Raw genomic sequence first — 12,301 nt, 5'->3', positions numbered from 1 at the left:
GAAAGGATTGTTACATGCCAAAAGTTGAAATCTACACGCAGCCAGGGTGCCCTTACTGTGTCCGGGCCATCAGCCTGCTTCAGTCCAAGGATGTTCCCTTTGAGGAAATCCATGCCCCTCGTGGTTCTGCGGAGCGGGAAACAGCCCGGGAACGTTCAGGAGGAGGGACGACAGTGCCGCAGATTTTCATTGGCGGCAAAGCGGTAGGAGGGTGCAGTGAGCTCATGCAGCTGGAGCAGGATGGACAGCTTGATGCCTTGCTGGGCCGCGGCTAGGGCGTTGTTCGCCGCTGTTCTTGTTCTTGCTGGGGGTGTGATGGTCACGGTATCCCGTGCGCAGGCTCAGGCGGCATCCAGTCTGGTCGGGACATGGCTGGTAGAGGAAAAAGACGGCATTTTCAGTATTGCGCCCTGTCCGTCGGATGCCAGCCGTCTCTGCGGCTGGCTGGTGGGCATGGATTATACGGAGGCCGAGCCGGAAAAGGATGTCTGGGGACGTTCGGAATGTGGGCTCGAGATCATCAGCAACATGAAGCGCCGCAAGAATGGACAGTGGCATGGGACGATTCTGGACCCGAGGAGCGGGCGGACCTACCAGGCGATCATGTGGCAGGGGAAGGGAGATACTCTCAAGCTGCGTGGCTATGTAGGGCTGAGTCTGTTTGGTGAAACGCAGACATGGAGCCGCATTGCGGCCCCGGTGATCGGCAGGCAGTGCCGCATGAAGATAAACTGATTGATTTTCCAGTCATTTTTCTTCCTATGATGAATGGCTCTTATGGAGAGAGGCCTTTTTTGGTAGCGTTGGCCCGTTCTTCCCGTAGGGGCAAAGTTGAAGGAGAGTAATACGTTATGTCACAGAGTCTTTCCCGGCGCCGGTTTACTCTGGCGCTTGCTGGATTAGGGGCCGCCACGGCCCTGTCGCCTCTGCGGGCAGCCCAGGCCCAGAAGGGGCCGTTGCCCCGTATCCTGTGCTTTGTTGGTGGTTATACGGAGCATGGTCCTCCGGGGGGAGCTGGTAACGGCAAGGGAATCTCTGTCTTCGAGATGGACCGTGATACCGGGTTTCTGACACCGGTTGCCACGTTCATGGACATTCCCAGCCCATCCTTCATTACGTTGAGCCGCAACCGGAAGTTCCTGTACGCTCTCAGCGAGATCAATGATTACGACAAGGCTGGCAGTGGCTCTGTGACGGCATTCTCCGTGGATACCCGCAATGGGACACTGGCCAAGATCAACACTGTCAGCTCCGGTGGTGCTGTCCCGGCCCATCTGAGTGTCCATCCATCCGGGAAGTATCTGCTCGTTGCCAATTACATGGGTGGCAGTGTGGCTGTCCTGCCCATCCATGCTGATGGGTCACTGGGCAAGGCTACGGATGTGGTCCACAACAGCGGGCCGAAGCAGCCGGAACGGGCGGCAGACAATCCGGAAGGCAATTTTGCCGTTTCCGATCATTCCAGTGCCCATCCGCACATGATTGCGACCGATCCGAGCGGTGCGTTCGTTCTGGTGGATGATGCCGGGCTGGACCGTGTCTATGTCTGGAAGCTGGACCTGGCCACAGGCAAGCTCATCCCGGCACAGAAGCCGTTCTACGACATGGAACCGGGTTCTGCCCCCCGTCACTTCGTGTTCGATCATTCGGGCCGTGTGCTGTACAACCTCTGTGAGCAGAACTCCAAGGTCGTGGTGTCCAAGTTTGATCCGCAGACAGGCGCCATCACGCAGATTCAGTCCGTCAGCACCGTGACCTCCCACTTCCGCGGGTCCACGCTGGCTGCGGAAATCCTGATCGCTGAGAGCGGGCGGTTTGTCTATGTTTCCAACCGTCTGGGTGACTCCCTGGCGGTCTTTTCCGTTGGCATGGATGGCACGCTGACGCTGGAGGATGAGGTCTGGATGCATGCCGACTATGGCCGTGCCATGATGTTCGACCCGAGCGGGTCATTCCTGTTCTGTGCCAACCAGCGCTCTGACTCCGTCACGGCTTTCCGTGTGGATCGTGAGACCGGCAAGCCTGTCTTCATGAACCACTTTACCGCCGTCGGCAGCCCGACGACGTTTGCCTTCATGGTGGCGGATTCCTGAGAGGTCTCTTCCCTCGTGAAGTAGAAAAGGCGCCTGTTTGTGGCGCCTTTTCTTTTGGTAGTGTCAGTCTTTCTGGAAGAGGGCGATGTAATTGATGCTGGTATCGTGGCTCTCCTGCCAGTGTGGCGGCCGGAAGGACAGCCCCTTGAGGTCCAGCAGGCGTAGCCCGACCTGCCTGGCCATGCTGTCCAGTTCTGTCGGACGGATGAATTTTTTCCAGTCATGGGTACCGACAGGGAGAAGGCGCAGCACATATTCCGCCCCCAGCTTGGCCATGAGGAATGAGCGCAGACTGCGGTCCATGGTGGAAATGGCGACATACCCGCCCGGCTTTGCCAGGCCTGATAGCAGGGAGAGAAAGACTTGCGGGTCCCGTACATGTTCAATGATCTCCAGGGCAGAGATCACGTCAAATTGCCGACCTTCCTCAAGAAGGGTTTCGGCACTGCTGCATAGATAGTGCAGGGGGGCGGCCTGCGGCGGCAGGGGGTGAAGGGCGACGTGTGCCCGGGCGGCCTGTATGCCGTCTTCGCTGGCATCAACGCCCAGAGTATCAAAACCAAGCGTGGCGAAGCGCTCACTCGCCAGTCCGGCACCGCAGCCAATATCCAGCAGGGTTGGCAGTTCGGGGAGATGGAAAAGCGAGGCAGGCAGATGCCGGACAATCCAGGAGGTGCGCAGAGGGTTCATGGCATGGAGCGGGGCCATGGGTCCTTTCGGGTTCCACCAGTCTTTGGCCAGTGCACTGAACTGAATTATTTCATCATTGATAACAGATGATGTTCCGTTACCTGCTCCGTTGGATGATGATGGTGATGAAACAGACATTCTTGGCGGTCCTCCCGGCTTTCATGGTGCTTTTCTGCCATGTTGTGGCTAGACGCGAAAGGGCAGGAGAGCTATGTGGAACGGATATTTATGTGATGCTAGCCTTATTGTTGGAGCTTTCTCCCCGATGTCCATACACGACTGTTCGGATGATGTAACACGGTCCGCGCCCCGCACGGTCGTGATGAAATTTGGCGGGACGTCCGTCAAGGATCTGGAGCGCATCCGCATCGTGGCTGAGAAGGTCCGGAAGGAGAGAGCCAGAGGACAGCGCATTGCGGTTGTCGTCTCTGCCATGTCGGGCGTGACCAACCAGATGGTGGATTATTGCCGCTCGCTGGATGCACAGGCTGATCCGGCGGAATATGACGCTGTTGTGGCGTCTGGCGAGCAGGTGACGAGCGGTCTGCTTGCCATTGCTTTGGGGGCGCTGGGTGTGCCGGCCCGTTCTTTCCAGGGGTGGCAGATTCCCTTGCTGACGGATGAAGCCCATGGCTGCGCCGCCATCGAGGATGTAGATGGGCGTGCCCTGCGGGAATGCATGGATGAAGGTATCGTGCCCGTGATCGCCGGGTTCCAGGGAGTGGATGCCAGAGGCCGTATTGCAACACTGGGCCGTGGTGGCTCCGATACGTCCGCCGTTGCGCTGGCGGCTGCCATCAGGGCGGACCAGTGTGACATCTATACGGATGTGGATGGCATTTACACGACCGACCCAAGGATTGTTAAGCAGGCCCGCCGTCTCGAGCGGATCACTTATGAGGAAATGCTGGAGCTGGCATCCGTAGGTGCCAAGGTTCTCCAGACCCGCAGCGTGGGGCTGGCCATGCGGGAAAAGGTGCATGTGCGTGTCCTGTCCTCTTTTGTGGAGACGGATGACAGCAGCGGAACCATTGTAGTGGATGAGGACGAAAGCGTGGAAAAGAAGCTGGTGACCGGTATTGCGTATTCCATGGATGATGCGAAGATCACCATCCGACAGGTACCTGACGAGCCGGGCATTGCGGCAAGAATCTTCGAACCTCTTTCCGCTGCAGGGCTGAATGTGGACATGATCGTCCAGAGCATCGGTGCGGATCGCAGCACGAACATGACTTTCACGGTCAGCAAGGGGGATGAGAGCCGGGCCTGCCAGATTTTGGAGGCAATGCGTGCCGAGATCGGTTTTGGCGGGTTGAGCACATCCCAGAATGTCGTGAAGATCAGCGTGGTCGGCGTGGGGATGCGGTCCAATACGGGCGTGGCCACCACCATGTTCCGGACACTCGCCGAGAAAGGGATCAACATTCAGGTCATTTCCACCAGCGAGATCAAGATTTCCGTTCTGATCGATGCAGAATATATGGAGCTGGCCATGCGGGCGCTGCACACCGCCTATGGGCTTGATGCCTCCGAGGGAGCACAGGCATGAGCGGGGAAGCAAACGCACGCGAGACGCTGGACCAGCTCTGGAAACCGGGATGTGATTTCCTGGGCAGTCGGTATGCCATTCTGGGCGGGGCCATGTCCTGGGTCAGTGAACGGAATCTGGTATCGGCCATTTCCAACGCAGGCGGCTTTGGTGTGATTGCCTGCGGTGCGATGGAGCCGGAGCGGCTTGAGGAAGAGATCGTTGCCACGCAGGCGCTGACAGACAAGCCTTTTGGCGTCAATCTCATCACCATGCATCCGAAGCTGGATGCGCTGGTGGATGTCTGTCTGGCCCACAAGGTGACCCACGTCGTGCTGGCTGGCGGCGTTCCGACCGGTGCGACCATCCGCCGGGTGCGGGATGGCGGCGCTAGGGTCATGGGGTTTGCTCCGGCGCTGGCTCTGGGCAAGCGGCTCGTGAAGCTGGGGATTGAGGCTCTGGTCATTGAGGGATCCGAGGCGGGCGGTCATGTCGGCCCGGTTTCCCTGAATGTTCTGGCGCAGGAAATCCTGCCCAACATCACGGAAGTGCCTGTTTTCGTTGCGGGTGGCCTTGGCCGTGGTGATGCCGTCCTGTCCTATCTGGAGCAGGGGGCAGCCGGTGGCCAGTTCGGGACAGTGTTTGCAGCCTCCCGGGAAAGCATCGCCCATGAGCGTTTCAAGGAGGCCTTCCGTCGGGGTAATGCCCGTGATGCCGTGATGTCCGTGCAGCTGGATGAGCGCTTTCCTGTCATTCCCGTGCGTGGCTTGGCCAATGCAGCTACGCGCCATTTCATGACCCATCAGGCGGATGTGATCGAGCGTTTCCGCAAAGGAGAGATCGAGCGGGAAGCTGCCCAGCTGGAAATCGAACATTTCTGGGCTGGGGCTCTGCGCCGGGCCGTCATTGAAGGTGACGTGGAAAACGGATCCATGATGGCCGGGCAGTCTGTCGGCATGGTCAAGGAGATCCGCCCGGTAGCGGATATCATCACCACGCTGGTGGATCAGGCTGTAGAAGCCCTCCAGAAGCGTGAGAAGCGCCTCCATGCGGCGGTTGCACGGTAACGGCAGGATACTGGACAGACAGCGCTGTGTTCGGACTGGAGCTCTGGTCAGATGAGGAAGAGGGGTGACGTGATGGACGATAAAGCAAGGCAGAATATGGCCGGTCAGTCATCGGCCACTCTGGGAGCTCGCCTGATGGCCCGACGCAAAGAGTTGGGCTGGAGGCTTGAGGATGTCGAGGCTTACCTGAAGGTAAGGCTTGCAACACTTCAGGCCATTGAAGGCGGGCGTTATGCCGAGCTGCCAGACAAGGTCTATGCCCTTGGTTTCATCAAGAGCTATGCCCGTCTTCTGGGGATGGAGAGCGAGGAGTTCATGCAGCAGGCCAGGCAGGAGTTGTCGTCTCTTGCGCCGCCACGTCAGAGCGTCCATCTGGTTCTTCCCGGCCCTCAGGAAGGACGTTCAGCCGGTCTCTGGGTGTTGTTGGCTGTTGGTCTGGTGGTGATCGCCGGGGGATATGCCGGGTGGTATCACTTCTCTTCCCATGGGCAGCTGGCTTCGTCCGTTCTGCCGTCCCATCTGGCAGAGACTGGTGAAACGCCAGCGGCTGCGGTACCGCCTGTTGCCACACAGCCGACTGTTCCGTCTCCAGCAGCCGGGCAGTCTGCCACGGCGCGGCCCACAGCACCGGTTCTGTCTTCTGGTACCCCGGGGGCGGCCACGGGGGCAGGGGATACTCCGAAAGATACGCCTGATCTGCCGCCAGCGCCGGAGGCTGTTTCTCCTTCTGCTACGGCCATGCCTTCTACTGTTGATGCAGCGGGTAATGAGGTGCTTCACAATGAGGGTGATCACCCGGCCGGTTCGTCTTCTGGTGACAGTGTGACGGGGAATGCCCCGTCTGCCATGGAGACATCGAAGACCCAGTCCCCGCAGCCAACGCCAGCGCAGCAGGCTCCTGCTCCGAGTCAGGAAGCAGCTGACAGAGTTGCAATACTGGCCCGGGAAGACAGCTGGGTGCAGGTTACGGATGCCTCTGGCAAGGTTCTGCTGGTTCGTGTGCTGAAGAAGGGAGAGAGCTGGCAGGGGACTGCTGGTGAAACCTATCGTGTGACGAGCGGCAATGCCGGGGGTGTTGTTTTTCAGGCGGGGAATGTTGTAAGCGCTCCCCTAGGGCTGCGTGGCAGGGTTGTCCGTAACGTGACGGTCGATGCAGCATCTGTGGAGCAGGGCCATTATGGTTACGGTTCCCTGGCCACCGGGGCCGGTGAGGTGCCGGGACCGGTGGACAAGCGCAGCCAATAAAATTCTGTGACCGTCCATGAGGCGGCCACGTTTATCATGGGTCAGTCCAGTCAGGACCCGGAGAGGTTATTGATGAGCAGTTTACGTCCCTATCAGCATATTGAACGCCGTAAATCACGGAAGATCTATGTTGGTAATGTTGCCGTTGGTGGCGATGCACCTGTTTCGGTGCAGACCATGACCAACACGCTGACAACGGATATCGAAGGAACGATTGCTCAGATCCGCAAGGCCGAAATGGCCGGTGTGGATATCGTCCGTGTATCCTGTCCCGATGAGGCCAGCACGAAGGCCCTGAAAACCATTGTGGAAGAAGTCAATGCGCCGATCGTGGCGGACATTCACTTCCATTACAAACGGGCTATCGAGGCAGCGGCGGCCGGTGCGGCCTGCCTGCGCATCAATCCGGGTAACATTGGCAGTGCCGATCGTGTGCGTGAGGTCGTCAAGGCAGCGCGTGATCATGGCTGCTCCATCCGTATTGGCGTCAATGCTGGGTCTCTGGAGCGGCATCTGCTGGAGAAATATGGCGAGCCGAAGCCGGAAGCACTGGTGGAAAGTGCGCTGGAACATGCGAAGATTCTGGAAGATCATGACTTCCATGAATTCAAGATCAGCGTGAAGGCTTCTGACGTTTTCATGGCCGTGGCGGCCTACAAGCAGCTGGCAGAATGCTGTGACCATCCGCTGCATATCGGCATTACGGAGGCTGGCTCCAAGCGGGCGGGGACGGTGAAGTCTGCCCTCGGGCTGGGCAATCTGCTCTGGGCTGGTGTGGGTGACACGATGCGCGTTTCCCTCTCTGCTCCTCCAGAAGAAGAGGTGCTGGTGGGCTGGGACATTCTCAAATCGCTCGGCCTGCGTCACCGTGGTGTGAAGATCATTTCCTGTCCGTCCTGTGCCCGTCAGGGTTTCAATGTGGTGGATACGGTCCAGACGCTGGAGGACCGTCTTCAGCACATCAAGACACCGCTGACACTTTCCATCATCGGTTGTGTGGTTAACGGGCCTGGTGAGGCGCTGATGACGGACATCGGTGTGACAGGTGGCGGGTCTGGTCGGCACATGGTCTATGCAGCGGGCAAGCAGGACCATACCATGCCGGCTGAGAACATGATCGACCATATCGTGGAGCTGGTGGAAGCCCGTGTGGCTGCCATTGAGGCCGGAACGGCCGAGAAGGCAGCGCACTGATGGCACGGTTTCAGCCGCCACGGGGGACGAGGGATCTGCTGGGCGAGGAGATGCGTCGCCACCAGCATGTTGTTGGTACGGGCAGGACGGTCTTCCGCCGTTATGGTTTCAGCCAGTGGGCCACTCCCATTTTTGAGGACACCCATGTTTTTGCCCGCTCTCTGGGGGAAAGCTCGGATGTTGTTTCCAAGGAAATGTATACGTTCGAGGATCGGGGAGGGGAGAGCCTGACCCTGCGTCCGGAGGGAACGGCGGGTGTGGCTCGTGCGCTGGTTTCCAATGCGCTGACACAGGCCCTGCCACAGAAGATTTTCTATACGGGCCCAATGTTCCGCTATGAACGGCCGCAGAAAGGGCGCTTCCGTCAGTTCCATCAGATCGGTGCAGAGCTGATCGGTGCGGAAAGTGCCTTCCGTGATGCCGAGATCATCGCCATGGCCCGGGACTTTCTGGTCTCGCTTGGTCTGGCGGATGATCTGCGTCTGGAGCTGAACACGCTGGGTGACAAGGCCAGCCGCATGGCATGGCGGGAGGCTCTGGTGGCCTATTTCCGCCAGCATGAGGATCGCCTTTCCGAGGACAGCCGGTCACGGCTTGAAATCAACCCGCTGCGGATTCTGGACAGCAAGGCAGAGCAGGACAGGGCCCTTCTGGCTGATGCACCAGCTTTTGATGACTATCTCAATGAGGAATCCCGTACATTCTGGGAGGAGCTGAAGGCTGGTCTGAAGGCTTTCGACGTCTCTTTCGTGGAGAATCCCCGAATTGTTCGTGGGCTGGATTATTACAGCCATACCGTATTCGAGTTTGTTACGGACAAGCTTGGTGCGCAGGGGACCGTTCTGGCCGGTGGCCGGTATGAGGGGCTGGTTGAAGAAATGGGCGGCCCTGCCGTGCCCTGCATCGGCTGGGCCGCTGGTGTTGAACGTCTCGCCGCTCTGATTGATGCTCCGGCTGAGGAGGTCAGTGATGTGGCCATCCTACCGATGGGAGAAGCTGCCCTGCTCAAGGCCGCTTCCATTTCCCGGGCGTTGCGGGATGGTGGTCTGGCTGTCTCGATCGAGACACGGGGCAACATGAAGAAACGCATGGACCGTGTTGTGCAGTCCGGGGCGACACATGCGCTCTTCCTGGGGGATGATGATCTGGCACGGGATGTCGTGCAGCTGCGTCATCTGGCATCACGGGAACAGGAAGAAGTGCCCGTGACGGACATCCTTGTTATCCTGGAGCGTGCCCGAGCCTCATGAGTGCGGCTATGGAGCATAAGCTGGAGCAGATCATTGCCCGCTTTGAGGAAATGCAGGCAATGATGGCCTCTGGTGAGGCCAGTGGAGACGAGTTTGCCCGTCTTTCCCGGGACTATGCTGCCATGGAAAAACCTGTGGCAGCCATCCGGGCGTGGCAGGCTGCTCAGAAGCGTCAGAAAGAGGCGCAGGCTCTGGTGCAGGACCCGGAGATGAAGGAGCTTGCCCAGCTTGAGCTGGAAGAGGTCGAGGCCGTGATGCCCGCTCTGGAGCAGGCCATGCAGCTGGCGCTTCTGCCTCGGGATGATGCTGATGAACGGAGCGCCATTCTGGAGGTCCGCCCCGCTGCCGGTGGGGATGAAGCAGCGCTGTTTGCGGCAGAACTCTTCGAGGCCTATCGTCGGTTTGCCGAGAGCAATGGCTGGCGTTTCGAGGTCATGTCCCTGACGGAAAGTGAGCTTTCTGGCATCCGGGAAGGCATGGCCACCATTACAGGGCGAGGCGTGTTTGCCCGTTTCAAATATGAGTCCGGCGTGCATCGTGTCCAGCGTGTCCCGGCGACAGAAAGCCAGGGACGCATCCATACATCTACCGTTACCGTTGCTGTGCTGCCGGAAGCGGAAGAGGTTGATGTGCAGGTGAATGAAGAAGACCTGCGGATTGATGTGTTCCGGGCCTCCGGTGCAGGGGGACAGCATGTGAACAAGACGGAGAGTGCTGTCCGTATCACGCATCTGCCGACAGGTGTTGTCGTGGCCATGCAGGAAGAAAAAAGTCAGCACCGCAACAAGGCCAAGGCCATGCAGATTCTGCGGGCCCGCCTGTATGAGGCGGAACGGCAGAAGGCGCATGACAGCAGGGCAGCCGACCGTAGATCCCAGGTTGGTACAGGAGACCGGTCTGAACGGATAAGAACCTACAACTTCCCCCAGGGGCGGGTGACAGATCACCGCATCAATCTTACTCTGTACAAGATTGATCAGGTCATGGGTGGCGAGTTTGACGAGATTGTCAGCGCCCTGACCCACCATGAGCAGATGGCCCTGCTGGCGGCGGAAATCGGCAGTTCCTGACAAGTCCCCTGGGCAGGGTGATCAGCTGTTGGAGGAGAGGCAGCGGGAGGAGTTGCCGTTGTGGTGATCGGTAGCAGCCGGATCGTTTTCATCCATCAGGAAGAAATCTCGGAAATTTTCGCTACCCACGGCTTCGAAATAATGGCCGTCCGGATTATGGAGGACACCATCTCCGCTCACGTCCCGTGTTTCGGCCTTGCCATCATGCATGACGGTAACGGTGCCGCAAAGAGTATAGGGAATATCAACACGGCCCAGAGGCAGAGGGATCACGGCACTATCATCAGCATGGGCGAGGTCAAGGCGGAATGTCGCTGCCAGATGACCATTGAGATAGAGGCGTGTCGACTCTGACACCTCATCGGGCGCACGTCCGTCATGAACGGTGAAACTGCCCCCCGTTGGTCCATCCGGCATGGGCCCGACAGTTTCACCCTTTGCGGCTGGCAGCATCAGGATGCCGAGGCAGAGTGAAACAGGCAGGGAGCGCAGGAAACGGGCTATGGTCATCGTCTGGTTTTCCTGGATGATGGGAGGCGACAGGTCAGGGAATGAAATTCATGCGTAAAATAGACCTTTTGCAGCAGGCCGGGGAGAGGCTTTTTCAGGCCGGGATTGAAGAGGCAGCATTCGAGGCTCGCTTGCTGCTCTGCTGGGCCTGCGGGTGGACCCGGATGGAGCTGATGCAGCATGACGGGATTCCGGCCGAGGGTGTGGACCGCTTCCAGCGTGCCATTCAGCGCCGCAGCCAGCGGGAGCCGGTTGCCTTCATTACCGGGGAGCAGGGCTTCTGGACACTGGATTTTCATGTCTCGCCGGAGACATTGATCCCCCGGGGCGATAGTGAGACCCTGCTGGAAGCGCTGCTGGACCATAAGCCGGATCGTCAGTCTGTCAGATCCATTCTTGACCTTGGAACGGGCACAGGCTGCCTGCTTCTGTCTGCTCTGAGTGAATATCCACGAGCCTGGGGGTTGGGTGTGGATATTGCTCCCGCCGCCGCCGCCCTTGCCCGACGGAATGCAGGCCGCAATGGCCTGTCGGGCCGGGTGGCTTTTATGGCGGGAGACTGGGCTGCTGCGGTGGGAGGGCGTTTTGATGTCGTGTTGTCCAATCCTCCCTATATTGAACATGCGGACATGGCCCATCTGATGCCTGATGTTGCGGCATATGAACCGCATCGGGCTCTGGATGGGGGAGATGATGGCTTGGTGGCCTATCGCATCCTGTGCCGGAGCCTGCCACATCTGCTTATGCCGAACGGGTGTGCCGTGCTGGAGCTGGGGATGGGACAGGCAGATGCTGTCACAGGACTGGCCGAGGCGGAAGGACTTGCGGTGCTGGAGTGCCGGAAGGACCTGGGAGGTGTGGAGCGTGCCCTGGTGCTTGCCTTTTCTTAGGAAAGCAGTTGGCTTATGGGCTGATGCCTGATAGATTGCCGCAGGAAGATACAGGGGATGGACAGCGTTACGGTGATGGCTGTCGGTCAGGCGGTAAAGTGTCGTTTCCTCTGGGAGTGATGTTTCTTCGGACAATATGGGAAGAAACGGCAGATTGGCTGCTGAAGGCGCCATTGTGACAAGATTGCAGGTTTGAAAATATGAAGCGAATGAGGAACCGTCATCATCGTTCAGGCGGCGGTGGAGGAGCATCCCGTGGCAATAATGGTCAGATTCCTCTGAACCGGAACCATGTTTTTGAGAGCAACGGGCCTGATCTGCGCATTCGTGGCACTGCCCAGCAGCTGTTCGAAAAATATCTTCAGCTGGGTCGTGATGCCACCGGTACCGGGGACAGGGTGCAGGCGGAGGCCTATTTCCAGCATGCCGAGCATTATTTCCGTATGCTCAATGCCATGAATCAGGCAGCTCAGGCGGCCCAGCAGGAGCGTGCCGAACGGCAGCGCAATTATGAGCAGACACGTCAGGAGCGCCGGGAACGTCAGGAGCATGAGGACGAGGCGGCAGCTCCGGCCCCGGTGAGTGAGCGTCGTCCGTCCGAGCGTCGTCGTCGTGCTGAAAAGCGTGATGAAGAGGCCGAGCAGGACAGCGAGGACTGAGGCCACTTTCCCGACCGTACGGCACCAAGAGAGGGCGGGTTGGCTCAGGTCAACCTGCTTTCTTTTTATGAGGCTGTCAGTGTTCTGAAATTATGGGGAAGATAC

The 12,301-nt window shown here is 58.9% G+C and carries 13 protein-coding genes; 11 read left to right on the top strand and 2 right to left on the bottom strand.

The features are described from left to right. The first annotated feature begins 14 nt into the window (after positions 1-14). The 3 genes from grxC (at position 15) to DTQ13_RS00595 (ending at position 2,093) form a co-directional block, all read left to right on the top strand. Complete coding sequence (grxC, locus tag DTQ13_RS00605) at positions 15-275, top strand: glutaredoxin 3 (RefSeq protein WP_081563490.1); 261 nt, start codon at positions 15-17, stop codon at positions 273-275. Then, positions 253-735, top strand: coding sequence for a DUF2147 domain-containing protein (locus DTQ13_RS00600; protein ID WP_166651602.1), 483 nt, complete (start codon positions 253-255; stop codon positions 733-735). Before grxC ends, DTQ13_RS00600 begins: the two co-directional genes overlap by 23 nt. Positions 736-851: 116 nt before the next feature. Further along, positions 852-2,093 carry a lactonase family protein gene (locus DTQ13_RS00595; protein WP_081563215.1) on the top strand — a complete coding sequence of 414 codons (1,242 nt, stop codon included), beginning with the start codon at positions 852-854 and terminating at the stop codon, positions 2,091-2,093. 63 nt (positions 2,094-2,156) lie between these two features. Here DTQ13_RS00595 and ubiG read toward each other — a convergent pair whose 3' ends face one another. Beyond that, positions 2,157-2,921 (bottom strand): bifunctional 2-polyprenyl-6-hydroxyphenol methylase/3-demethylubiquinol 3-O-methyltransferase UbiG, encoded by a 765-nt coding sequence (gene ubiG / locus DTQ13_RS00590; protein WP_043559948.1) that lies wholly within the window; start codon positions 2,919-2,921, stop codon positions 2,157-2,159. Positions 2,922-3,048: 127 nt separating this feature from the next. Here ubiG and DTQ13_RS00585 point away from each other — a divergent pair, with 127 nt between their 5' ends. The 6 genes from DTQ13_RS00585 to prfA all read left to right on the top strand — a co-directional run bounded on the left by DTQ13_RS00585 (position 3,049) and on the right by prfA (position 10,137). Then, complete coding sequence (locus DTQ13_RS00585; protein ID WP_043559949.1) at positions 3,049-4,332, top strand: aspartate kinase; 1,284 nt, start codon at positions 3,049-3,051, stop codon at positions 4,330-4,332. Continuing rightward, entirely contained in the window at positions 4,329-5,378 is a 1,050-nt protein-coding gene (locus tag DTQ13_RS00580; protein WP_043559951.1) for a nitronate monooxygenase family protein, read from the top strand. Before DTQ13_RS00585 ends, DTQ13_RS00580 begins: the two co-directional genes overlap by 4 nt. 72 nt (positions 5,379-5,450) lie before the next feature. Continuing rightward, complete coding sequence (locus DTQ13_RS00575; protein WP_248461256.1) at positions 5,451-6,623, top strand: RodZ domain-containing protein; 1,173 nt, start codon at positions 5,451-5,453, stop codon at positions 6,621-6,623. Positions 6,624-6,695: 72 nt separating this feature from the next. After that, positions 6,696-7,817: a flavodoxin-dependent (E)-4-hydroxy-3-methylbut-2-enyl-diphosphate synthase gene (gene ispG, locus DTQ13_RS00570; RefSeq protein ID WP_043559955.1), complete on the top strand. Its 1,122-nt coding sequence runs from the start codon at positions 6,696-6,698 to the stop codon at positions 7,815-7,817. Next, the gene (hisS, locus tag DTQ13_RS00565) at positions 7,817-9,067 is read left to right on the top strand and encodes a histidine--tRNA ligase (RefSeq protein ID WP_248460739.1); all 1,251 of its coding nucleotides are present in this window, start codon (positions 7,817-7,819) and stop codon (positions 9,065-9,067) included. Before ispG ends, hisS begins: the two co-directional genes overlap by 1 nt. Next, positions 9,064-10,137, top strand: coding sequence for a peptide chain release factor 1 (gene prfA, locus DTQ13_RS00560; protein WP_043559958.1), 1,074 nt, complete (start codon positions 9,064-9,066; stop codon positions 10,135-10,137). The genes hisS and prfA overlap by 4 nt, the downstream gene beginning before the upstream one ends. A gap of 21 nt (positions 10,138-10,158) precedes the next feature. Here prfA and DTQ13_RS00555 read toward each other — a convergent pair whose 3' ends face one another. Beyond that, positions 10,159-10,647: a hypothetical protein gene (locus tag DTQ13_RS00555; protein WP_248460738.1), complete on the bottom strand. Its 489-nt coding sequence runs from the start codon at positions 10,645-10,647 to the stop codon at positions 10,159-10,161. A gap of 50 nt (positions 10,648-10,697) precedes the next feature. Here DTQ13_RS00555 and prmC point away from each other — a divergent pair, with 50 nt between their 5' ends. Next, positions 10,698-11,537: a peptide chain release factor N(5)-glutamine methyltransferase gene (gene prmC, locus DTQ13_RS00550; RefSeq protein WP_248460737.1), complete on the top strand. Its 840-nt coding sequence runs from the start codon at positions 10,698-10,700 to the stop codon at positions 11,535-11,537. Between the two features lie 200 nt (positions 11,538-11,737). Next, positions 11,738-12,196 carry a DUF4167 domain-containing protein gene (locus tag DTQ13_RS00545; RefSeq protein WP_081563211.1) on the top strand — a complete coding sequence of 153 codons (459 nt, stop codon included), beginning with the start codon at positions 11,738-11,740 and terminating at the stop codon, positions 12,194-12,196. The last annotated feature ends 105 nt before the right edge of the window (positions 12,197-12,301 follow it).

The organism is Parasaccharibacter sp. TMW 2.1888 (genome assembly GCF_023167265.1).
GTDB lineage: Bacteria > Pseudomonadota > Alphaproteobacteria > Acetobacterales > Acetobacteraceae > Bombella > Bombella apis.
The sequence above is the reverse complement of the archived record's forward strand: the minus strand, read 5'-3'. Positions and strand labels throughout refer to the sequence as shown.